This window comes from Nitrosomonas communis (assembly GCF_024102715.1).
GTDB classification, from domain to species: Bacteria; Pseudomonadota; Gammaproteobacteria; order Burkholderiales; family Nitrosomonadaceae; genus Nitrosomonas; species Nitrosomonas communis_B.
This window is the reverse complement of the sequence record NZ_JAGFJM010000078.1, coordinates 1-21,823: the sequence shown is the minus strand read 5'-3', so window position 1 is coordinate 21,823 and position 21,823 is coordinate 1. Positions and strand designations below refer to the sequence as shown.

General features: G+C 47.2%; 20 protein-coding genes. 6 read left to right on the top strand and 14 right to left on the bottom strand.

Features of this window, described 5'->3' with window-relative positions:
- The first annotated feature begins 1 nt into the window (after position 1).
- Both J5I83_RS07265 and J5I83_RS07260 read left to right on the top strand, forming a co-directional pair.
- Positions 2-895, top strand: coding sequence for an ATP-binding protein (locus J5I83_RS07265; RefSeq protein ID WP_304054540.1), 894 nt, complete (start codon positions 2-4; stop codon positions 893-895).
- Positions 896-914: 19 nt separating this feature from the next.
- A complete protein-coding gene (locus tag J5I83_RS07260) occupies positions 915-1,901 on the top strand; it encodes a Nudix family hydrolase (RefSeq protein ID WP_304054539.1) in 987 nt (328 codons plus the stop codon).
- 28 nt (positions 1,902-1,929) lie between these two features.
- Here the strand turns inward: J5I83_RS07260 and J5I83_RS07255 are convergent, their stop codons facing one another.
- The 6 genes from J5I83_RS07255 to J5I83_RS07230 all read right to left on the bottom strand — a co-directional run bounded on the left by J5I83_RS07255 (position 1,930) and on the right by J5I83_RS07230 (position 6,813).
- Positions 1,930-2,112 (bottom strand): DNA gyrase inhibitor YacG, encoded by a 183-nt coding sequence (locus tag J5I83_RS07255; RefSeq protein WP_304054538.1) that lies wholly within the window; start codon positions 2,110-2,112, stop codon positions 1,930-1,932.
- A 12-nt stretch (positions 2,113-2,124) separates the two neighbouring features.
- The gene (gene zapD, locus J5I83_RS07250) at positions 2,125-2,880 is read right to left on the bottom strand and encodes a cell division protein ZapD (RefSeq protein WP_304054537.1); all 756 of its coding nucleotides are present in this window, start codon (positions 2,878-2,880) and stop codon (positions 2,125-2,127) included.
- Positions 2,881-2,991: 111 nt separating this feature from the next.
- A complete protein-coding gene (gene coaE, locus J5I83_RS07245; protein ID WP_304054536.1) occupies positions 2,992-3,603 on the bottom strand; it encodes a dephospho-CoA kinase in 612 nt (203 codons plus the stop codon).
- Positions 3,604-3,606: 3 nt separating this feature from the next.
- Entirely contained in the window at positions 3,607-4,467 is an 861-nt protein-coding gene (locus tag J5I83_RS07240; RefSeq protein WP_304054535.1) for an A24 family peptidase, read from the bottom strand.
- Positions 4,468-4,500: 33 nt separating this feature from the next.
- Entirely contained in the window at positions 4,501-5,724 is a 1,224-nt protein-coding gene (locus J5I83_RS07235; protein ID WP_304054534.1) for a type II secretion system F family protein, read from the bottom strand.
- Positions 5,725-5,901: 177 nt separating this feature from the next.
- Complete coding sequence (locus tag J5I83_RS07230) at positions 5,902-6,813, bottom strand: SDR family oxidoreductase (protein ID WP_304054533.1); 912 nt, start codon at positions 6,811-6,813, stop codon at positions 5,902-5,904.
- A gap of 44 nt (positions 6,814-6,857) precedes the next feature.
- Between J5I83_RS07230 and J5I83_RS07225 the strand changes: the two genes are divergently transcribed.
- Positions 6,858-7,901, top strand: coding sequence for a CDP-6-deoxy-delta-3,4-glucoseen reductase (locus J5I83_RS07225; protein ID WP_304054532.1), 1,044 nt, complete (start codon positions 6,858-6,860; stop codon positions 7,899-7,901).
- 5 nt (positions 7,902-7,906) lie between these two features.
- On the opposite strand, the gene J5I83_RS07220 is transcribed toward J5I83_RS07225, so the two are convergent.
- From J5I83_RS07220 to hemC, 4 genes are read right to left on the bottom strand one after another with little or no spacing between them, the layout of a single operon-like run.
- On the bottom strand, positions 7,907-9,085 hold the full coding sequence (locus J5I83_RS07220) for a heme biosynthesis HemY N-terminal domain-containing protein (RefSeq protein WP_304054531.1): 1,179 nt from the start codon (positions 9,083-9,085) through the stop codon (positions 7,907-7,909).
- Positions 9,086-9,096: 11 nt separating this feature from the next.
- The gene (locus J5I83_RS07215) at positions 9,097-9,852 is read right to left on the bottom strand and encodes a uroporphyrinogen-III C-methyltransferase (protein ID WP_304054529.1); all 756 of its coding nucleotides are present in this window, start codon (positions 9,850-9,852) and stop codon (positions 9,097-9,099) included.
- 20 nt (positions 9,853-9,872) lie between these two features.
- Positions 9,873-10,655 carry a uroporphyrinogen-III synthase gene (locus tag J5I83_RS07210; protein ID WP_304054527.1) on the bottom strand — a complete coding sequence of 261 codons (783 nt, stop codon included), beginning with the start codon at positions 10,653-10,655 and terminating at the stop codon, positions 9,873-9,875.
- Between the two features lie 9 nt (positions 10,656-10,664).
- Positions 10,665-11,615 (bottom strand): hydroxymethylbilane synthase, encoded by a 951-nt coding sequence (gene hemC, locus J5I83_RS07205; RefSeq protein WP_304054526.1) that lies wholly within the window; start codon positions 11,613-11,615, stop codon positions 10,665-10,667.
- A 126-nt stretch (positions 11,616-11,741) separates the two neighbouring features.
- On the opposite strand from hemC, the gene ppc reads away from it, so the two are divergent.
- The 3 genes from ppc to efp all read left to right on the top strand — a co-directional run bounded on the left by ppc (position 11,742) and on the right by efp (position 16,510).
- Positions 11,742-14,537, top strand: coding sequence for a phosphoenolpyruvate carboxylase (gene ppc / locus J5I83_RS07200; RefSeq protein WP_304054524.1), 2,796 nt, complete (start codon positions 11,742-11,744; stop codon positions 14,535-14,537).
- Between the two features lie 63 nt (positions 14,538-14,600).
- A complete protein-coding gene (earP, locus tag J5I83_RS07195; RefSeq protein WP_304054522.1) occupies positions 14,601-15,797 on the top strand; it encodes an elongation factor P maturation arginine rhamnosyltransferase EarP in 1,197 nt (398 codons plus the stop codon).
- 155 nt (positions 15,798-15,952) lie between these two features.
- Entirely contained in the window at positions 15,953-16,510 is a 558-nt protein-coding gene (efp, locus tag J5I83_RS07190; protein ID WP_304054521.1) for an elongation factor P, read from the top strand.
- 878 nt (positions 16,511-17,388) lie between these two features.
- Here efp and J5I83_RS07185 read toward each other — a convergent pair.
- From J5I83_RS07185 to J5I83_RS07170, 4 genes are all read right to left on the bottom strand, one after another.
- Positions 17,389-17,961: a hypothetical protein gene (locus J5I83_RS07185; RefSeq protein WP_304054520.1), complete on the bottom strand. Its 573-nt coding sequence runs from the start codon at positions 17,959-17,961 to the stop codon at positions 17,389-17,391.
- On the bottom strand, positions 17,961-18,119 hold the full coding sequence (locus J5I83_RS07180) for a hypothetical protein (RefSeq protein WP_304054518.1): 159 nt from the start codon (positions 18,117-18,119) through the stop codon (positions 17,961-17,963). The genes J5I83_RS07185 and J5I83_RS07180 overlap by 1 nt, the downstream gene beginning before the upstream one ends.
- The gene (locus J5I83_RS07175) at positions 18,116-18,451 is read right to left on the bottom strand and encodes a hypothetical protein (RefSeq protein WP_304054517.1); all 336 of its coding nucleotides are present in this window, start codon (positions 18,449-18,451) and stop codon (positions 18,116-18,118) included. Before J5I83_RS07175 ends, J5I83_RS07180 begins: the two co-directional genes overlap by 4 nt.
- Positions 18,452-18,659: 208 nt before the next feature.
- Complete coding sequence (locus J5I83_RS07170; protein ID WP_304054516.1) at positions 18,660-21,611, bottom strand: PAS domain S-box protein; 2,952 nt, start codon at positions 21,609-21,611, stop codon at positions 18,660-18,662.
- Positions 21,612-21,823 lie beyond the last annotated feature (212 nt).

Here is a 21,823-nt window from a genome sequence, read left to right as displayed (position 1 = left end):
TATGAATGATAATGATTCATTTTATGCTCATTTGGACAGGTTGCTTGCTCATATCGAGAGAGTATTGCCTGCCAGGCCAGCCGATACCGATCTGGACTCCGCAATCGCATTCCGCTGGCGCAAGCAGGCTAATACGGGATATATCCAAGCCGTTTCCCAGCCACATAATATCGTACTGGAGGCCTTGCACGGGATCGATGAGCAGAAGCGACTGATCGATCAAAATACGCATCAATTTGTGGCTGGTTATCCTGCCAATAACGTGTTGCTGACCGGAGCGCGAGGGACGGGAAAATCGTCTCTGGTCAAAGCATTGCTGAACAAATATGCAAGCAAGGGCCTGCGGCTGATCGAAGTAGAAAAACATGATCTCACTGATTTGCATGATATCGTTGAGCGCATTTTTCATCGGCCGGAGCGTTTTATTTTATATTGCGATGATTTGTCTTTTGAAACCGATGAGCCGGGCTATAAAGCATTGAAAGTCGTGCTGGATGGCTCTATTGCGACAGCATCCGATAATGTGCTGGTATATGCGACTTCCAACCGCCGCCATCTGATACCTGAGTTCATGCGGGATAATCTTGCTACGCGCCATATCGATGGCGATATTCACCCCAGTGAGGCTATCGAGGAAAAGATTTCACTGTCGGAACGTTTTGGATTGTGGCTCTCGTTTTATCCTTTTGATCAAACGCAATACCTGGAAATTGTCCGTTACTGGCTTGCTTTTTACGGTAGCCGGAGAATGACTGCACCCATGCGCGAAGAAGCATTGCGCTGGGCACTTGCGCGTGGTTCACGCAGTGGGCGGGCGGCATGGCAATTTGCGCGGGATTGGACTGGAAAGCACAAGCTGATGAGTCACCCTTCTTCCTGCAAAAATAGCTTGTGACTGGTTGGCGGGCGGTCTCATGACGCAATCTATTCCGGTGGTTGAAGTGGCAGCAGCAGTCATCGTGCGCCCAGATGGTCATTTTCTACTGACGAGCAGGCCGGAAGGTAAGCCATATGCAGGTTATTGGGAATTCCCCGGCGGGAAAGTCGAAGCAGGAGAATCTGCCTTGCAAGCGATTGAGCGGGAATTACAGGAAGAGCTCGGTATTCAGCTCAAGCAGGCTTATCCCTGGATCACGCGTGTATTTACTTATCCACATGCGACAGTTCGTCTGCATTTTTATCGGGTAATGGAATGGCAAGGTGAACCACGGGCGCGGGAGAATCAAAGGTTATCCTGGCAAACGATTGATAACGTGTCAGTAACACCTTTGCTGCCAGCCAACCTAGCGGTGATGCGGGCGCTTGCCTTGCCAGCAGTTTATGCGATTACCAATGCAGCCGAGTTAGGTGAAGCAGCGATGCTGCGTAAACTTGAGTCTGCTTTGCAGCAGGGCTTGAGGTTTTTGCAGATTCGTGAGAAGTGGCTGGCGAGCGACAGATTCTATTGGCTAGCAAATGAAATGATTAAACGTGCGCATGCCTTCCAGGCCAAAGTATTAATCAATAGCAATATCTCACTTTCCCGGGAATTGGGTGCAGATGGTGTACATTTAACATCTGCGCAGCTCATGTCACTGACTGGCCGTCCCGAAGTGAACTGGTGTGGTGCATCCTGTCATAATGCCGAGGAGCTTTCTCAAGCGGAGCGTATCGGGATGGATTTTGTTGTGTTAGGGCCGCTGGCACCGACATCAAGTCATCCTTGCGCAGCTGCGCTTGGCTGGCAAAGGTTTTCTTCATTGATTCGTGATTATTCCTTGCCAGTCTATGCGCTGGGTGGTTTAGCTTACGCTGATTTGGCTATTGCCCTGGAGCAGGGTGGTCATGGTATCGCCATGATGCGGAATGTTTGGGTGACAAACAAAGATAAAATGCTGTTCGGTAATGTGCTGCAGGATTAACTAAAGATATCGGTTTTTTTGCTAATAGTCACACTTTTTTCTTGCTGTTGATTTCTTCCTGCTCAATCTCCGGTATGCGATAAGACTCTGTCGACCACTGTGCCAGATCGTACATTTTGCAACGTTCGGAGCAGAATGGGCGATAGCGGTTTGCTGTACTCCAGACGACAGCTTGGCCGCATTGAGGGCAATTAACAATAGTCTTTTTCATTGCTTTATACCGTTACAGATTACAATAAGTTAACTCAAAATCAACATCTTCCTCGTAAACACCAGTTTTCTGGTCTGATCCAAACGGAATGAAACGTATATTGAGTGCATATTTATTGGCACTGATTTCAGGTACGCACGGAAGTTCTTTATCGATTTTGAGACGCAGCATATGCGCTAAATGACCAGAATCGGTTTGCTGGAATAAACCTTGATAAGCAGTATGGTGAAACGTTTTGCCGCTGTTTCTGAGTAATTTTAATACGATACTAAAACTGCTACGAATGGGTAATAACGGTGTGATCCATTCACTAAAATCATGATGGCGTACCTCCGGCACTATATTTAACCAATAGTGATAGGATGGTAAATCAAACTCGCATGCGCCACCAGGGATGCTCATACGTTGTTTGATACTCATCAACCATTCATTATCACGGAGGTGTCCGCCTATTCGGCCAGGAATATTCAATAAATCTCGAAATGTGACTTTGATGTCATTGAGTATACTATCTAATGCTTCTTCAGAAATCTCCGGATTTTTGCGCAAACCTTCCAGCAAGCCTCTTTGCCGTTCCAACTCTTGCAGTAAATCCGATTTAAGGTCAGCGCGGCCGGTTACATCTAGAATCTCAAATAACGCAACAAGCGCAGCATGATGTTCAACGGACGTGTCACGTGCTGAAAAGAAATCAACTTTGTTGAATAAATCTTCGAGTCGCAACAAGGTGCGAATTCGTTCATTGAGGGGATGTTCGTAGCAAATCACGGTAATTATGTTACTTGGAGTATTAATAGCATATCAGAATCATACGCGATGAAGCATCATTTCTGCATGAAAGTTTAATTCTTTTAGTCAAGGCCAGAACAGTTGGCTAGGTTAGCTTGATTTGTCTTTCGACAGGGCAAGATATTTTAGATGAAGCATTTCGACTTGGTTATGCAAGTAATCAAGATCCTGGTCATTGACTATGATGTCATCAGCTTGCGCTAAACGGTCTTTGCGTGAAGCTTGTGTCGCCATAATGGCGCGTACTTCTTGTTCGTTCAGTTTGCTGCGTGCGATAGTACGTGAAATCTGCAGTTGTTCAGTGCAATCAATTACCAAAATTCGGTCGACTAGTTTCTGAAATTCCTTTGTTTCCAGTAGTAATGGCACGGCAACGATGATATAAGCAGAAGATGCAAAGCTAATGCGGTGCACCACTTCTTGGTAAATAAGCGGATGCAGGATAGCCTCCAGCTTATCTTTGAGGGACTGATTTGAAAACACTAGTTTGCGCATTCTGCTTCTATCCAAAGCGCCATCTTTGGTGACAAGTTCAGTGCCAAATGTTTTTTGAATGATATCAACCGCTTTGCCTGTCGGTTGTGTTAATTCATGCGCGATTTGATCGGTATCGATAATATCAATGCCATGAGCCGCAAAAAAGTTTGTCGCACTGGATTTGCCACAGCCGATGCCTCCAGTTAATCCGATAATAAAAGGCATGCGCTAGAATAAGCCCAGATAAGCGTGGTTAATTTTATTTCCCCAGAATAAGGCGATCAGACCTCCTGCAGCAAGATAAGGACCAAACGGGATTTGGGCATTTCGCTGGTATTTTTTGAATAATATCAGGAAGATACCAATTATCCCTCCCACAAACGAAGAAAACAGAATAACTAATGGCAGCATCTGCCAGCCTAGCCATGCGCCGATTGCAGCGAGCAGTTTGAAATCACCGTAGCCCATACCTTCTTTTCCAGTGGTGAGCTTGAAGCACCAGTAAATTGCCCACAAAACAAGGTAACCGGCAACTGAACCGATGATGGCTGATCGAATATCAGTAAAGCCATGGCCTAAATTAAATAATAGCCCAATCCAGAGTAAGGGTAGGGTGATCGCATCCGGTAATAATTGCATGTCGAGATCAATAAAAGTGAGTGCAATCATTGCCCAAATAAAAATCAAGGCAGCAATAGCAGTCAAGCTGAAACCGAAATACCAGGCAGTAAAACCGCTTATTATGCCTGTCAGTGCTTCAACGATAGGATAGCGAAGGGATATACGCGTATGGCATTGTGAACAGTATCCTCGCAGAAACAAATAACTGATAATAGGAATATTTTCAAGCATGGTGATTTTATGGCCGCAATGAGGACAAGTAGAGCGGGGGGTTACAAGATTGAATGCGGGTAAGTCATGAGCATTTTCTCCGCGTAATTCAGCGCATTGCCGGTGCCATGCCTGTTCCAACATTTTAGGTAATCGATGAATGACTACATTCAAGAAACTGCCTATCGCTATGCCTATCATGCTGCTTAAAGCAATGAACAGTGCTGGAGCACTGTGAAGAGAATCGATTAGTGTCATATCGTGCTTAATAAATTGATTTCACCCCGGGCATTAGCCAACAACCTGGCCCATTTTAAAGATAGGTAAATACATTGCGATCACCATGCTTCCGATGAGGGTGCCAAGTACTACCATGATAATCGGCTCCATCAGACTTGAGAGTGCTTCCACCGCATTGTCGACTTCTGCTTCAAAGAAATCAGCAATCTTACTTAGCATAGAATCCAGTGAGCCAGATTCCTCCCCAATAGCCACCATTTGTAGCACCATATTAGAAAACACATTTGTTTGCGTCATTGCGTCAACCAAACTACTGCCCGTACTAACTTCCAGCTGAATCTTTTTGGTAGCATCAAAATAAACGTGATTCCCGGCAGCACCTGCAACTGAATCCAGTGCATCTACAAGTGGAACGCCTGCTGCAAACATGGTAGCAAGCGTACGCGCCCAGCGGGCAATGGTAGCTTTCCTGATAACGTCACCAAAAATAGGTAATCTCAATAGAAGCCGGTCCATTACACGCTGCATGGCGGTTGACCGTTTCCATACATAAAAGAAAGTATAAAGACTAAGCCCTATTCCACCAAAAATTACCCACCAGTAATCGACAAATAAATCTGAAATAGCCATGACCATCAATGTCGGGCCAGGGAGATCAGCCCCAAAATTCTGAAACAATTCTTTGAATGCAGGAATGACAAAAATCATGATAACTGCGGTAATGATAAAGGCAACGACGATAATTGATAGCGGATAAAACAATGCAGATTTGATCTTTCTCTTAATTGCTTGAATTTTTTCCTTATAGGTGGCTAAACGGTCCAGCAAGTCGTCAAGAATGCCAGCTGCTTCACCTGCTGCAACAAGGTTACAAAATAGGGCGTCAAAGTGGAGCGGGTATTTGCGGAATGCATTCGCTAGATTACTTCCAGTTTCAACATCCATTTTTATATCCATCAGCAGTTTGCCAACTGCACGGTTATTGTGCCCCTTGCCCACGATGTCAAAAGATTGTAACAAGGGAACGCCGGATTTCATCATGGTGGCAAGTTGACGTGTAAACAAAGTAATATCTTTGTCGCGAATTGTTCCATTTGATCTGGCTTTGGCTATTTTAGTGACACGAATACCTTGCCGCCGTAGCGTAGATGTGACTATAACAGCGCCTGCTGCGCGCATTTCCCCTTTAACCATTTTGCCAGATTTGTCTTTGCCTTCCCATGAGAAGCTAATTTCCTTGATTTTTTTATCCAGACGCGCTGACATGGTTGGCATACTGACTCCTTGTTAACCCGATATTATTTCCACAATGTTTTAAGAAGATGCATCGACTAATTTTATTGAAAGCAGCGTTAGGGCTGAGTGATGCAATCTTAGGTTATAACGGCAATCGTTATGGGTTTGCTTAATGTCGAATTTGAATGATTTTAGTTAGATCCGGGGAGAATGACATCATGGCAAGTAGTCGCCAGATTCATGTTGAATGGTCTGAGCGAAGGCGGCGGCAACAGTAGGGTAAAGTAATTGGATATGTAATTCCTGTTTTATTCGGCTGTTGGTTAGACGTCGCGATTCGTTCATGAATGACATCAGGGCAGATGGAATAGATTGATGCGCCTGATGGCGGGGAATTCTAGGCGGCCGTGGCAAACCGAAGTAATCTGCTACCAGATCGAAATAATCACCCATTTTTAAATGGGAGTCATCACTTGCATGGTAGATTCTGCCTGGCTTTCCATAATGCAAGACTGCAGCAATGATACGAGCAAGATCGTCTGCATGAATATGATTGGTGTAGCTGTCTTCATCCGCTGAGAGTACAGGTGTGCCTTGTTGTAAGCGTGCAAGAGGCAGGCGGTCAGCTGCATAAATTCCAGGCACGCGGAGAATGGAAACGTGCACGTTATTACGTGATCCCCACTGCCTAATTTGTTTTTCTGCATCAACGCGTCGCCATGCGCGTTCATTAACTGGGTTGAGTGGACAATTTTCGCTCACCCAGTTACCTTGGCAATCACCATATACGCCACTGGTACTGATATAGACGAGCCGATGTGGTAGTATTCTTCTTTTTGCTGAAGTCTGCCGAGTCAGAGCTGCTAACAGGTGGGTTGTGCGTGGATCCTTTAAACCATAACTGGGTGGTGGCGCTAAATGGAGCACTGCCTGCGCTACTCCCGCTAGTTTATCAAGGCTGCGGGATTGATCAAGATCGCCAAGTATGGGGGTAATAGAATAAGTGCGTAGTTTGCAGAAATTTTCCGGTTTTCGACACAAGCCCAGTAGTCGGTAACGTTTATGCAGTAATGGCGCCACGCGGAAGGCGATATTACCACATCCTACAATCAAAAGCGTTTTTTTCATTATTACTTATTTTATCAATAGTTTCTTCATTTATTCACGAGAAAATGTCGTATCAAATCATTATTAAGCCGAGTAATCATACCTTTACTGTAGAACCTGGCGAAACGATACTTGCGGCGGCACTGCGACAAGGGTTTTCACTACCTTATGGTTGCCGTAACGGCTCATGTGGAGCATGTAAGGGAAAAATCATACAGGGTATTGTTAATTATGGCAGATATAATCAAGAAACGCTCACTGATACTGAGAAGCAGCATGGCTTGGCACTGTTTTGCTGTGCTCAGCCGTTATCTGATTTGATTATCGAAAGCCGTGAAGTGGATGCTATCAAAGATATCAAAATCCGGATAATGCCAAGTCGGGTACATAAGTTAGAACGTGTTGCTCCTGATGTAATGATCATCCATTTGAAATTGCCTGCAAATGAGCGATTACAGTTTTTGCCTGGACAATACATCGATATCCTGTTGAAAGATGGAAAGCGCCGCAGTTTTTCATTGGCAAATGCACCTCACGATGATGAGTTTTTACAGATTCATGCTCGTAACTACCCTGGAGGCGTATTTTCGGAGCATGTTTTCTCACATATGAAAGAGAGGGACATTCTTCGTTTCGAGGGTCCGCTAGGCTCTTTCATTCTGCGAAATAACTCTGTTGATATTCCCATTATTTTTCTTGCTAGCGGCACTGGCTTTGCGCCGGTAAAAAGCATACTCGAACATATTTTTTATACCGAACGTAGTCACGAGCATACCAGAAAAATGACGCTTTACTGGGGAGTACGTACCAAGGCAGATCTTTATCTGGAGGAATTAGCGAAAGAATGGGCACAACAACATAAAAACTTTACTTTCATTCCCGTATTATCGGATGCGCTACCTGCAGATAACTGGACCGGCAGAACAGGGCTGGTACACCAGGCAGTCCTTCAGGATTTCGAGAGTTTGGAAAACTATCAAGTATACGCATGCGGCTCACCACTTATGATTAAAGCAGCTTATCAAGATTTCACACAATTAAGAAATCTGCCGGCAGACAATTTCTTCTCTGATATATTCGCGCCCTCAGCAAGTAGTCCTGCTTTGTAAATTAATTAAGCATTCAATTTTTTTAATGTGAACCCTAATCCTTTTTGATAATGATCTGCAGCCAGTTCATGTTTATTCAGTTTCTCGAATAATTGCGCCAAGGCAAGATGAGCGGCGCGACTTGGCTCGATCGATAAACTTGCTTCTAGATAATTTTGTGCTTTACCCCATAATTCACAATAAGTGCATAATTTTCCAAGTGTTAGTAATAATTCGGCATTGTTAGGATGTCTTCTTAACCAACCTTCTGCTCGTTGGATTTGCCAGCTTACACTGCCGTCCAAACATTGAGCATAAAGTGAAATCAGTTCTGGATCCAATTTTGCATCAATGCTTTGTTCGATAATTTTTTGAGCAGTGGATACCTCATTCAGTGCCATGTAAGCGCGCGTGGCTGCTGCAGCTAGCCTGCTGTCAAGTTTTTCTGCCGGAGATAAATTATTCCAGTATTTATTAAGTAATTCTAAATTTGATCCCTTTTTCTTGATATTTTCTAAATGAGCGCGATGTTTGAGTTGCTCGGTTAATGTCTTATCAATGGGATAGCGTTTTTCAAGAATGTTGGTCAATTCCAGGACTGCATCCCAATTTTGGGCCATTTGTTGTGCTTTTAATTCTAATTGAAGCACTGCAGTGGTTTGTAGCCCACCCGTTGAATAAAGGGATTGCAAGGCATTTAATGCTTCTTCGTGACGCCCCTCTTCCAGCAGTAACTTTGCTTGAGTTACGAGCCTTAAAGCTCTTTCCTGCGGGGCTTTTTGTTCTGAAAGGGCTAGATAGTGGTCGCGTTGAGCGTAATTGGCTTGCTGGTGTGCTGCACGTGCCGCAATGGCAGCGTTAACCGCGCTAATGAGAGGAGGGCTTTTTCGTTTTAATACGGTGGCAGCGGCTTTTTCAGCTTTATCAAATTGCTCTTCAAAAAAGGCTTTTAGCGCAATCAGTGTTGATTCATTTATTTTCTTATCATTTAGGTGCTGGCTTAATCCCAATACTGTCGTAATAAATCTGATTAAGAGATAGAAAATAAAAAAAGCAGCGATCAATAAAGTGATAAAAATATTAATCTTAAGCTCAACCCTGTAAGGCGGCATGACTAACAGTACAGAACCATTGTCATATTGTGCGGCGATCACAACAGCCACGGCCGCAGCAAACAGAGTTAATACCCAGAGCACCAGTTTCATTCACCCTCTCCTCATTGTATAAGCTGATAATTGCGCACTGTATCAAGACGTTTTGAGACATTGAACGGTGCTTCAATTGGATAACTGTATAGTTGATTTACTTGATTAAGTAAGTCGACGACGGATTCTGCTTGTGTGTCATAATGGCGTTTGATCAAATTGACTGCTGTTTCTAGATTTGTCTGGAAATTTATTTGATCATGGGAAAGAAAGGAAAATTGTGCCAATAATAACTGTAGTTTTATGTTTTCTTGTAAGAGCTGGCGTTGGGAAGGAGATAATAATACAATTTCTGGATTGTCAATCCTCTGAACGACTATAAACTGTTGCAGATCTTGCCAGATATCATTGATGAATTTATGCCAGCGATTATCTTGTGGTGACACGAGCTTTGCCAGATCAACTTTAATCAAATGATTATCCATCGCAAAGGGCAAGGCATCAATTTTTTCAATCAGATTCGAGAGTTTTTCTACTGCTTCTCGTTGAACAGGTGAGATGGTGATATCTGCGCCAAGCTTATTTAGTTGCTTTCTGGTTTCTTCTTTTGTCGCTTCCACCTCGGCGATGAGCTGGCGTGGCTTCTTGCCAAGAAAATCAACATTGGTGATGTATTCAGCGATGGTTCGTTGAAGACCAGTGGTGTAGCCCTGTCTGTCTGACCATTGCCATATCAAAATAGCAATTGTTATAAAAATGATTAGAAATAGAATTGAAGCACTCAGGCGCGATGATTTTGGTATAGCAACTTGACTCTCTCTATTCATGATTTTCGAGAAGTTATGCTTTAATTTTTAATTGATAGAAAATATTCCAGCAATCCCTGTACTAGTCCATCATCTCCAGCAGCAGTAACATGCACATTTGTCAGCCCAAGTTCTTTTGCAATATGAGCAATGCGTTCGTGAGCGGTAAACAAAGGTGTTTTTTTTAGTAATTGTTGGCCAACTTTGCCTATCATGTCAAATAAATTATGCAGTCCTTCGCTGCTCGTTATGGTAACAGCGTGTAAGGCATTATTTGACCAGCTGTGCAGCAATGGATCAATGTCTGTTTTAGGTTTATCGCGCTGGTAGCATTCAATGTATTCGAGTCGAGCACCGCGTTGAATCAAGGTATCACCTAATAGTCTTCGTCCCTTGTTGCCACGAAAAATGACAATGCGCTTATTCTCCATGTGCTGTAATTCTGCCATTGCGAGCAAGGCTTCGCTGTCATTGCGGCTGTTAGGTACAATGATTTCATTTACATTATATTGTCGGAGCTTGTTAGCGCTTCCTTCTCCCACTACCGCAATTTTCAAGGTAGGTGGTAATGTTCTCTTTGCCTGGATCAGATGCATTGCTTTGTCAACAGCATTTGGGCTGACAAAAATTGCCAGGTCAAACTCGTCGAGACGGTCAATAGCGTTTAGTAGCGGCTGAATATCTTTTGTATCCGATATTTCCAGGACGGGAAATAATACAGGGTTGCCACCCATTTCCCTGATTCTGAGATCAAGGTAAGTGGCTTGATGTGCCGGGCGTGTGATTAAAACGTATTTTCCCGATAGTGGCTGTGTTTCAGACAATCTGCACCTTCAATCATGGGGTTGTGCCAAGGCTGCTAAAATTTTGTCAGCACCTCGTGCTTTCAAGCTCTGAGCTAGTTGTTGTCCAAGGGTGGTACCTGCTTCCGGCTTACCAGATAATTCATCGCTTATCATATTTGTTCCGTCGGGATTGGCTACAAAGCCACGCAAAGTGAGCACGCCATCAGTAATTTCGGCAAACCCGCCTAATGGCACTTGACAGCTTCCCCCTAGTATGCGGCTCATCGCCCGCTCTGCTGCAACACAATAGGTTGTTTCAGCATGATGTAATGGCTGCATCAGCAATGCTAAATCTGGCCGGTCGTCACGGCATTCTATGCCGAGTGCACCTTGTCCGACTGCAGGTAAGCTTATTTCAGGCTCAAGTAATGCGGTAATCCGGTAAGTCAATCCCAAACGTTTCAGTCCAGCCGCGGCTAGGATGATAGCAGCGAACTGGCCTTCATCTAGTTTGCGCAAACGTGTTTGAACATTTCCGCGTAACGGCTGCACCTGTAGGTGTGGAAAACGTGCGCGCAACTGGGATTCGCGCCTTAGACTAGAGGTTCCAATGATGCTGCCGGCTGGTAATTCATCAAGTTGAGCATACTGATTGGAAACAAAAGCATCGCGAGGATCTTCGCGCTCGGTGATGGCAGCCAGCATGAACCCCGGCGGCATGTTCATCGGCACATCTTTCATAGAGTGAACGGCAATGTCCGCGCGGCCATCTGCCAATGCTTGTTCGAGTTCTTTGATAAATAGTCCTTTACCACCAATTTTTGAGAGAGAAATATCAAGAATTTGATCACCCTGGGTGGTCATGCCAAGTATGTCGATTTCGGTTTGCGGGTATAATTCACGCAGTCGATCCCGAATAAAATTTGCTTGCCACATGGCAAGAAGGCTTTCGCGTGAAGCAATGGTAATTTTAGAAGGGGGAGTAAATGAATTTGACATTGATCTTAATATGAAAAGATTACAAAACTTTCAGGCGCTGATCATTTTAGCATGGTCGACTATGGTATGGATGGTAGTATGCATGAATAACCAGGGGTTTATTTATTAGAGGGGAGATACATTGAGATGAGTTCTGACGCTGGCGTGAGTGATTATTCCGACAATAATGTGAGTGAGGAAAAGGATAAGCCTTTACGCGAGGATATTCGTATGCTTGGGCGCATGCTGGGGGATACGCTGCGAGAACAGGAAGGCGATGCGACGTTTGAACTGGTCGAAACCATTCGTCAAACGGCAGTTCGTTTCCGCCGGGAACAAGATCCCAAAGCGCGGCAGGAGCTTGACGCGATCTTGAATCGATTAAGCAATAAAGCGACTATCGCTGTAGTGCGGGCATTCAGCTACTTTTCATTGCTTTCCAATATTGCGGAAGATTTGCATCACAACCGTCGCCGGCGTGCTCATTTGCGTCAAGGATCTTCACCTCAACCAGGTAGTGTGACGCTGGCGTTGGAGCGCGTGTTGGCAAGAGGAATAGATAGCGCTACGCTAAGTAACTTTTTTGCCAAAGCGATGGTGTCGCCTGTGTTGACAGCGCATCCTACTGAAGTCCAGCGCAGGAGTATTCTTGATTGTCAATTGACGATTCAGCGTCTATTGCAGGAACGCGACCGTATCCAGCTTACCCCTAATGAATTGCGCCACAATGAAGAAGCATTGCGTGCCGCCATTCAGATCTTGTGGCAGACCCGTATGCTGCGGTCAGTACGTCTTACTGTTCACGACGAAATCGAAAATGGCCTTATTTATTATAGTTATACCTTCCTGAGTCAGGTGCCTTATATTTATGCAAAGATCGAGGACTTGCTGGAGCGTTGTCTGGGTAAAGATGCCCCGAGCGTTGCGTCTTTTTTGCGTATAGGTAGCTGGATAGGCGGTGATCGCGATGGTAACCCTTTTGTGACGCATCAGGTCATGTTGCATGCAGCAGAGCGTCATGCAGCACTGGTATTGGATTTTTATATGGACGAAGTCGGCAAGATTGGACGAACCATGAGTCTGGCTGAGCGTCTGATCAACGTAAGTGACGAACTTGAGCAACTGGCAGCGGCCTCGCCGGATATTCCTGCCAGTCGTATCGATGAGCCCTATCGGCGAGCTTTCCTCGGGATGTATGCGCGCCTGGCTGCAACCAGTCAGCGGCTTGGGCTTGCAGTAATGCAACGACAGCAAGTTGATCCAACAGAACCTTATGCAGATAGCGCAGAATTTGTCCATGATCTTGATATCGTGATCAATTCACTCAAGCAGCATAAATCGGATTGGCTGGCGCGTGGAGCATTGCGGAAGCTGCGTCGGGCAGCCGACGTGTTTGGATTCCACTTGGCGCCACTGGATATGCGGCAGCATAGCAAAATGCATGAGCAGGTTATTGCAGAGTTATTTGCGCAAGGCACGCATCGGAATAATTATCTCGAGCTGCCAGCAGTTGAACGTAAGGAATGGTTGTTAGCGGAAATTTGCAGTTCACGGCTACTCCATTCACCCTATTTGACTTACTCCGATACAACACAGGGCGAGTTACGGATTTTGCAAATGGCAGCAGAGGTCCAGCGCCGTTTTGGTCATGCTGCCTTGCCAAATTACATTATTTCCATGGCCACGGGCGTCGTCAATATACTTGAAGTCGCGTTATTATTGAAAGAAGTTGGTTTACTTCAGGCTGGCGAGAGTCCGCGGTTGGGTCTCAATATCATTCCTCTGTTTGAAACCATCGAAGATTTGCGCAGTTGTAGTCGCATCATGGATGAATTATTTTCATTGCCATACTATCGCAAGCTTCTGGATTCTCGCGGGAATGTCCAGGAAGTCATGCTCGGTTATTCGGATAGCAACAAGGATGGCGGTTTTTTGACATCCAACTGGGAAATATACAAAGCTGAAATCGAGTTGACGAAAGTATTTGCCAAGCATAAGGTGGAGCTACGCCTGTTTCATGGACGGGGGGGGACTGTTGGCCGAGGTGGAGGGCCTAGCTATCAGGGGATCATGGCGCAACCTCCAAAAAGCGTCAATGGGCAGATAAGGCTGACCGAACAGGGTGAGGTGGTGGCGAGCAAATATACTGATCCTGAAATAGGCCGGCGCAATCTTGAAACACTGGTTGCCGCAACGATTGAGTCAACATTGCTGAGCCACGACGCTATCCGGGAAAATGCGCCCCGCTATTATCAAGCGATGGAAACACTCTCATCCAATGCGTTTGCTGTCTATCGAAATCTGGTATATGAAACACCAGGTTTCAAGCAATTTTTCCAGGAATCGACACCGATTCGAGAAATTGCTGGATTGCACATCGGCAGCCGACCTACCTCCCGTAAACCTTCTGACCGGATTGAAGACTTACGCGCCATACCGTGGGTGTTCAGTTGGAGTCTCAATCGCACGATGCTTCCCGGATGGTATGGTTTTGGCTCGGCAGTTGAAGCATTCGTGCAGCAAGAGCCTGAAGCAAAAGGATTAGAGCTGCTGCAGGAAATGTATCGCAACTGGCCATTTATGCAAACTTTGTTGTCGAATATGGATATGGTGTTGGCAAAAACTGATATGGGCATTGCTTCACGTTATGCCGAATTGGTCACCGATACTACTCTGCGCGAACAAATTTTTGGGCGCATCCAGACAGAATGGGAGCGCAGCATAAAATGGTTGTTTGCAATCACGGGGCATACCGAGTTGCTGCAGGAGAATCCTACTTTGTCGCGCAGTATTCGTATTCGTTCGCCTTATATCGATCCGCTTAATCATTTGCAAATTGAATTGTTGCGCCGTTATCGTGCGGGCGATGATGTAGAGCAAGTACATCGTTCCATCCAGCTTACGATTAATGGCGTCACAGCAGGACTTAGAAATAGCGGCTAAGACGATAAAGCAAACAGTAACAAGCGAAATAGCGCTGCAAATGACCTGTCAGTTACAGGTTTGATGGTGCACTGGGACATTTTTTGCCATGTCATCGATAATTACGGCGACATCGGTGTATGCTGGCGGCTGTCGCGGCAATTGGCAGCAGAGTATGGCATAGCTGTGCGCTTGTGGGTGGACGATCTGGCTAGCCTGCAGCGCATTTGTCCGTATGTCGATGCCAGTCTGGAAGCACAACACTGCCAGGGAGTGGAGGTGCGGCATTGGGTTGAGCCATTTCCTGATTTGATGCCAGCTAAGGTGGTGATTGAGGCGTTTGGCTGCGAGCTGCCGCAGCGTTATGTGGCAGCGATGACATCCTCCTCAGCCCGCGTCCAGCAACAGGCCAGAAACAATGCAACTACCACAACAGGAGAAGGGGGCAGGCGTGTCTGGGTCAATCTCGAATACTTGTCGGCGGAGCAATGGGTGGAAGGTTGTCATGGCCTAATTTCACCTCATCCGTGTCTGCCGCTGGCCAAGTACTTCTTTTTTCCCGGTTTCACTGCAGCCACTGGCGGGTTGCTGCGAGAGAATGACTTGCTGGCGCAACGTGATGCCGTGCAGCACGATTCGGCTGAGATATGGTGTCGTTTTGACCTGTCTTGCCCTGTTCCTGGTGAAGCCACGGTTTCTCTGTTCTGCTATGACAGTGCGCCAGTGGACAACTTGCTGGATGCCTGGGCGTCTTCAGGCGCACCAGTGCGCTGTTTGCTACCGGAAAGCAAAGCATTGGCGCAGGTGGCCAATTGGGCCGGACAGTCGAGTCTGACGCCGGGCGATAGCGTGCAGCGCGGGTGCCTGACCTTACAAATCCTCCCTTTTTTGCCGCAAGAGGATTACGATCGTCTGTTGTGGGTATGCGACTGTAATTTCGTGCGCGGTGAAGATTCTTTCGTGCGAGCGCAGTGGGCGGCGAGGCCGCTGGTTTGGCAAATCTACCTGCAACAGGACGATGCACACCATCTCAAGCTTGAGGCTTTCCTCAGCCGTTACTGCCAAGGATTAGCGGCAGATGCGGCCGCTGCCTTGTGCGCTTTTCACCAAAGCTGGAACAGCGGCGGTCGGCCGGACTGGGGCAATTTTTGGCAGCATCATGCGGTGTTGCAAGCCCATGCTGCGGCTTGGGCCGGGCAGCTTGCCCAGTTCGCTGATCTTGCGTCTAATTTGGTGAGTTTTTGCCAGCATCACGGCGTTTCTAAAAATTCAAGTAGCTGAGACTTGGCGAGGTGCGAATGAAAAATGCACTGCGCGGCAGATGATTGATATATAAGGTATTATTGTTTGTAAGCAACGAGTATATGGCGCTAAAAATTGGATTTTTGCAGGTGCCTGAGTTATAATATTCGTCATTTTTTACCCCAGAACATTAGATGAAAACAGCCCAGGAACTTCGTGTAGGTAATGTATTTATGCTCGGAAAGGACCCTATGGTCGTGCTAAAAACCGAATTCAGCAAGTCTGGTCGCAATTCTTCCGTTGTAAAAATGAAATTCAAAAATCTGCTGACCGACTCACCCAGTGAAGCGGTATACAAGGCAGATGACAAGTTCGATGTTGTTGTGCTGGATAAGAAGGAGGTTACTTATTCCTACTATGCCAACCCCATGTACGTATTCATGGATGCTGAATACAATCAGTATGAAGTCGAAACAGAAACCATGAGCGATGCGCTCAATTTCCTGGAAGATAGCATGGCTTGCGAAGTGGTATTCTACAATGGCAAAGCCATCTCGGTTGAATTGCCCAACTCCGTAGTACGCGAAATTACCTATACTGAGCCCGCCGTCAAGGGTGATACTTCGGGCAAGGTAATGAAGCCAGCCAAGATTGCCACTGGCTTCGAACTGCAAGTGCCGCTGTTTTGCGAAATCGGCGACAAGATCGAAATTGATACTCGTACGCTGGAATATCGCAGCCGCGCCAAATAATTCTTGCTAACCGTGGGAAAGCAGAAGGAGCCATTGGCTCCTTTGTTGTTTCTGGCGCAGCGTACTGACACTGATTTCATATTATGCTGCTTAGCATGTAGTCAGATGTCTGCACTTCCATTGAGAACGACTTGATCTCAGAAATTCAGCAATCATTTATGCATTTGCCAAGCAAAATCTGCAATTTGAGATGAATTGGCAAAAAAGTGCAAATCTAATTTCTTTGTGTAAACTCTTTTTTGTTACCTCCACTACTATTTTGGCAGCAAATTTTTTCTGGAAAGCAAAAGCCTGCGCTAACACAAGCAGGCTTATGACCAGGAAGATACTATTAATCCATGCTTTCCCTGTCTAAACTTTCCTTCAATCGGAATTTGCTCCCGATATTCTTGCTGACGTTACATTTTCATGCGTTTTATTTCATCTTTGTTTCCTGATGTAATCTTTGCCAGTCCCTTGCCTGTCAGGCCCGCGCTTATTTTAGTGTCAAATCTGTGCACTAATTGTTGCAGTATTGTCGCTGAAGTCAGCTTCATTGTGACTCTATGCATCATTATTATCATCATCGGTAACTTTTACAAGTTTCTTTGTCTTTCTATGTGCAACTGCTTCAATAATCGCTTCATGGAATTTATCAAAACCGTTTGCCCCATATGTCTCGTACACCTGCCAGTCATGAGGGCGCCAAGGGCTCCTTCGGCTGAAATCCTTTCAAGCCAATAAAATATTGGCAGGCAGAATCGGATCTATTCAACAGTTTCTTCACCCGGAACCAATAACTTATGTTTAATGATGATGGCACCAATCACGATGCGCGCATCTTTGCATGGCGGCCTAACGTTGGAGATAGCGCTTTGTGTGATCATGAGGATGCCATTTTACCCGGACGGCATACTTGGACTGCTGCCAGCAATATTCACCAAATAGGCTGTATAGCTGATAAAGCAGAGTAGCAGTGCAGCGCCTTTCAGGCGGCTGATGCAGCCAGGCTTGCCAAAGCTATAGCCGATAATAAATAGTGAAATGGTCAGCGCTGACATTACCATCATGTCGCGAGAGAAGATTTCTGGTCTTGCCTCCAGGGGGCGAATGAGTCCTGCGACACCTACCACGACAAGCGTATTGAACAGATTGGAGCCAATGATATTGCCTAGGACGATATCATGTTCTTTCTTGCGTGCGGCAGCGATTGATGAGGCTAATTCCGGTAGCGAAGTGCCTACAGCTACGATGGTCAGACCGATGATCAGATCGCTCACACCCAAGCCAAGCGCAATTTCAATTGCCCCCCACACCAGTAGACGGGAGCTTGCAATCAATAAACCGAGACCGGTAACAAGCCAGAATATCGCGTGGCGAGCTGGCATAATATTGACTGCCAGTTCCTGTGCTATTGCACTGCCCGGTGCAGCGGGCTTTTTCTGCAAGTGGTGCCAAACAGTCCAGCTCATCAGTCCAGTAAACACAGCGAGCAGTGCCACGCATCGAGCTGGCTGATGTGACCATTCCATACCTGCCAGGCAGCCAGCGCCGTAATGGCGGAGAGGATTGGTAACTCCTTGCGCAACACTTGTGAATGAACGGAGATGGGGTTGATCAGTGCTGTCATCCCAAAATTAGCGCAAAATTCGTTATGTTTGAACCATAAGCATTGCCAAGGGCGATACCAGAATTGCCTTGGGCAGCTGCAAAAGCGGAGACAGTTAGCTCGGGTGCTGAAGTGCCAAAGCCGACGATTGCCATGCCAATCAGCAGCGGCGACATGCCGAGATAACGTGCGGTAGAGGCTGCAGCCTCTACAAAACAGTCAGCGCTCCACACCAGTAGTGCCAGACCAAAAACGACTGCAAGAATAGCCAATATCACCGCGTAATCCTCCTTGGCTGTGGTGAAGAGTTTGCTGATTCCGGCTGCTGGTACAATCTGTGTTTCAGCTGTCATGACTAGCTCGCTTCTCCAAAGAATGAGCTATTTTACGCGAAAGCATTTACGAAAAACAAAAAGCACAGTTCTTATCGGCTTCTGAGCTAAAAATTAGACAGGCAGATTAGCCTCTGCTGAACAGCCACGACTGCAGTACAAAGGATAGACTGTACTGGTCAGCAAGACCACACAGCAATGAGCTAATCACGGCGATGCGCGAAGCTTGTTAATTTTCTGAAATTTCACGTTCTTTCGTGCTGCTCCGTGGATCGGGCGCTTTGTCCGAATTCAACCAGGCTTGCCCGCTTCGCCAGTGGGCGAGCCAGTGCGGAATGATCTCCGCTGGCATAGGCTGGGCGATGGCATAGCCCTGACCTAGTTCGCAGCCCAACCGCAGAAGCATCTTCCCGTGAGCCAGGGTTTCCACTCCCTCGGCGATCACCCTGCGCCGGAAGGCACTGGCCAGACCTAGCACGCCTTCCAAGATAGCCTGATCTTCCGGGTCATTCAGCATGCCCCGGACAAAGCTCTGATCGATCTTCAACAGGTAGGCTGGCAGGCGCTTGAGGTAGGTAAGCGAGGAGTAGCCCGTACCAAAGTCGTCCAAGGCGAAGCCGACGCCGATTTTCCCGCAGGCCAAGATAATCTCTGTGACCCGGGCAACATCCTTCAAAGCATTGGTTTCCAGCACTTCGAGCTCTAAATCTCCGGGCTGTATCTCAGGATGTATGGTGAGTTGCTGGTGCAGTCTGCTCACGAAATTCGGCTGCTGCAGATGCAGAGCGTCAATATTAACGCTGACCGGCATTACTAAACCGGCACACCGCCACGACTCGATTTGGCAGAGCACCTTTTCCAGCACCCACTCTTCTATCTCAACGATCAAGGAATGGCCCTCAATCATAGGCAAAAAATCGGCAGGTGGCAGCAGGCCTCGTTCCGGATGCCGCCAACGGATCAGAGCTTCGGCGCCGATAATCTGGCCAGTACGCATGTTTACCTTGGGCTGGTAATAGAGCGTGAATTCGTGCTTCTTCAGAGCTTGGCGGATGCGCCCTAGGCTTTCGTGATGACTGCGCACAGTGCGGTCATGCTCATCATCGAAGAAATGGTAGCGACTTTTGCCGCTTTGTTTGGCCAGATACATGGCTTGGTCAGCCTGGCGCAATAGCTGGTCAGCTTCCATTTCTTCAGCCTGGGGGAAGAAGGTTACTCCCAGGCTGGCGGAAACCCGTAACTCTAATCCATCCACCAGTACCGCTTCGGCAGCAGCGGTAAGCAAGCGATGAAGAACAGGCAAGCTGGCTTCCTGTACTTGCAGATCGAGCAGCACGGCGACAAACTCATCGCCGCCCAAGCGGGAGAGGGTGTCGCCATCGCGCAGGGATTGTTTCATCCGCGTGGCGAGCGCAGTAAGGAATTTGTCGCCGGTTTCATGACCGTGCGTATCGTTTATGGCTTTGAAGCCGTCAAGGTCAAGATAAACTAGTGCTAGTCTGGTGCCATGTCGTTGTACCTGGCTCATGGCCTGGTGCAGCCGGTCCGCCAGCAGCACTCGGTTGGGCAAACCAGTGAGGGCATCGAAGTGGGCGAGGTACTCGAGTTGTTTCTGGTGTTCCTTGATCGCCGTGATGTCGGAGAACAGGGATACATAGCGCAGAATCTCACCATCCTTGCCGTGAACCGTACTGATGGTTTGTAATACGGCAAAATTCCCGCCGTTTTTATGCCGGTTCCAGACTTCACCATGCCAATGGCCCTTCTCCTTCAAGGCTTGCCATATGGCAGCATAGAAATCCTGCTCATGGCGACCGGACTTGAGTAGGCGTGGATTCTGCCCCAGCACTTCGCCCCGGCTGTAGCCAGTGATGCAGGTGAAGGCCCGGTTCACGTCCAGAATGTGCCCGTGCGGATCAGTGATCATGATGCCCTCGCGCGCGTGCTCAAACACGCTGGCAGCTTGACACAGGCTTTCTTCTGCTTGCTTGGCTGCAGTGATGTCGTGAGCGATGCCTTCTAACCCGAGTACCTGTCCGTTTTTACTGATAATAGGTGTTTCGTTTACTTCAAGCCAACGCGTACTGCCATCCTGGTGCCAGACCTCGACCAGATAGGGAGGTTGTTTCTCTCCCCTTAGCCCTGCCCTGGTGTATGCTGTGCTCTGCTGGTTGAGCGGGTGGATGGTGAGGAGCTTGGAGTAATGCGTCAGCAGTTCATCTGTCCTCCAGCCCAGCATGCGCGTGACGGAAGCGCTAACATAGGTGAGTACATTCTGCGTATCGTGCACGTAGAAGAAATATTCACTGCCAATATTCTCTACCAAGTGTTCGTATTTGGCGTGGGCTTCACGCAATGCGTGCTCAGCCAATTTGCGCTCAGTGATGTCCGTGCCGACGCTGAACATGCTGGTGACGCAACCGTCGGCTTCAACAATGGGTTTATTTGACCAGGATATCCACACGCGACTACCATCTTTGCGCATATTTTCGTTAATGTTGTATGCATACTTATCCGGATCCGCGAATATTTCATTCATGAGCGACGCGAGGTCGCGTCCGGTGCCTTCGAGCAGTGGCACGATAGTGCCGATAACTGACTGGCCGACAATCTCTTGCTCGCTATAGCCGAAGAAGCGCTGTCCGTATTCATTCAGGAACAGTACTTCACTACGGCGATTCCATTTCAGAATGATGCTGTTAGCATTCTCTACCAGTTCGCGGTATTTAGCTTCGCTGGCAGACAAAGCTGCTTCAGCCTGCATTTGCTCGGTAACGTCGCGGGCGATACCATAGAGTCCAATGAGCGTGCCGTGGGAGTCCTTGATCGGGTATTTCCGGTTATCGACCCAGCCTTTTTTACCGTCCTTGGTAAGATATTTCTGTATCTCATGCGCGACCGGAGTGCCGGCGAATACCTGCTTTTCAAGTCGATAGTAGATGTCAGCGTATTCTTCGGGGAAGACATCGTAATCAGTCTGACCAAGCAGGTCAGTCCAGTGTTCGGCCGGGTGGCACAGGGTCACTAGCGCTTGGCTGGCGCCGGTAAAGACATGATTGCGATCCTTGAAGTAGATGTAGTCGTCGGTGTTCTCCATCATGGCGCGGAAATTTACCATGGCCGCTGGGTCTCCCATGGTGCGCACAAGGCTTTTGGCATCCTGAAGCAGTAGTTTGAGCACAATGCCATTGCCGTCAGGCGGATGCTGTTTCAGATAGGTTGCCTTGATGCAGCGAATGCGGCCATTGGCATGGCGTAAACGCAGATTATAGCAAAGCTCAAATAAATTGATTACAATCCATAGATGACTTATCCATCATCATTTCGCTGCAAAGTTTTGTCCGTTCGTAAGAAGGAAGGACTTACCATTGCGCAGGCGGCGGCGCGTTTTTG

What these genes read in the sequence shown, in the direction of transcription:
- J5I83_RS07265 (WP_304054540.1), top strand. Translation starts at nt 2, where the DNA reads ATGAATGATAATGATTCATTTTATGCTCATTTGGACAGGTTGCTTGCT.
- J5I83_RS07260 (WP_304054539.1), top strand. Translation starts at nt 915, where the DNA reads ATGACGCAATCTATTCCGGTGGTTGAAGTGGCAGCAGCAGTCATCGTG.
- J5I83_RS07255 (WP_304054538.1), bottom strand. Translation starts at nt 2,112, where the DNA reads ATGAAAAAGACTATTGTTAATTGCCCTCAATGCGGCCAAGCTGTCGTC.
- coaE (WP_304054536.1), bottom strand. Translation starts at nt 3,603, where the DNA reads ATGCCTTTTATTATCGGATTAACTGGAGGCATCGGCTGTGGCAAATCC.
- J5I83_RS07240 (WP_304054535.1), bottom strand. Translation starts at nt 4,467, where the DNA reads ATGACACTAATCGATTCTCTTCACAGTGCTCCAGCACTGTTCATTGCT.
- J5I83_RS07235 (WP_304054534.1), bottom strand. Translation starts at nt 5,724, where the DNA reads ATGCCAACCATGTCAGCGCGTCTGGATAAAAAAATCAAGGAAATTAGC.
- J5I83_RS07230 (WP_304054533.1), bottom strand. Translation starts at nt 6,813, where the DNA reads ATGAAAAAAACGCTTTTGATTGTAGGATGTGGTAATATCGCCTTCCGC.
- J5I83_RS07225 (WP_304054532.1), top strand. Translation starts at nt 6,858, where the DNA reads ATGTCGTATCAAATCATTATTAAGCCGAGTAATCATACCTTTACTGTA.
- J5I83_RS07220 (WP_304054531.1), bottom strand. Translation starts at nt 9,085, where the DNA reads ATGAAACTGGTGCTCTGGGTATTAACTCTGTTTGCTGCGGCCGTGGCT.
- J5I83_RS07215 (WP_304054529.1), bottom strand. Translation starts at nt 9,852, where the DNA reads ATGAATAGAGAGAGTCAAGTTGCTATACCAAAATCATCGCGCCTGAGT.
- hemC (WP_304054526.1), bottom strand. Translation starts at nt 11,615, where the DNA reads ATGTCAAATTCATTTACTCCCCCTTCTAAAATTACCATTGCTTCACGC.
- ppc (WP_304054524.1), top strand. Translation starts at nt 11,742, where the DNA reads ATGAGTTCTGACGCTGGCGTGAGTGATTATTCCGACAATAATGTGAGT.
- earP (WP_304054522.1), top strand. Translation starts at nt 14,601, where the DNA reads ATGGTGCACTGGGACATTTTTTGCCATGTCATCGATAATTACGGCGAC.
- efp (WP_304054521.1), top strand. Translation starts at nt 15,953, where the DNA reads ATGAAAACAGCCCAGGAACTTCGTGTAGGTAATGTATTTATGCTCGGA.
- J5I83_RS07185 (WP_304054520.1), bottom strand. Translation starts at nt 17,961, where the DNA reads ATGAGCTGGACTGTTTGGCACCACTTGCAGAAAAAGCCCGCTGCACCG.
- J5I83_RS07180 (WP_304054518.1), bottom strand. Translation starts at nt 18,119, where the DNA reads ATGACAGCACTGATCAACCCCATCTCCGTTCATTCACAAGTGTTGCGC.
- J5I83_RS07175 (WP_304054517.1), bottom strand. Translation starts at nt 18,451, where the DNA reads ATGACAGCTGAAACACAGATTGTACCAGCAGCCGGAATCAGCAAACTC.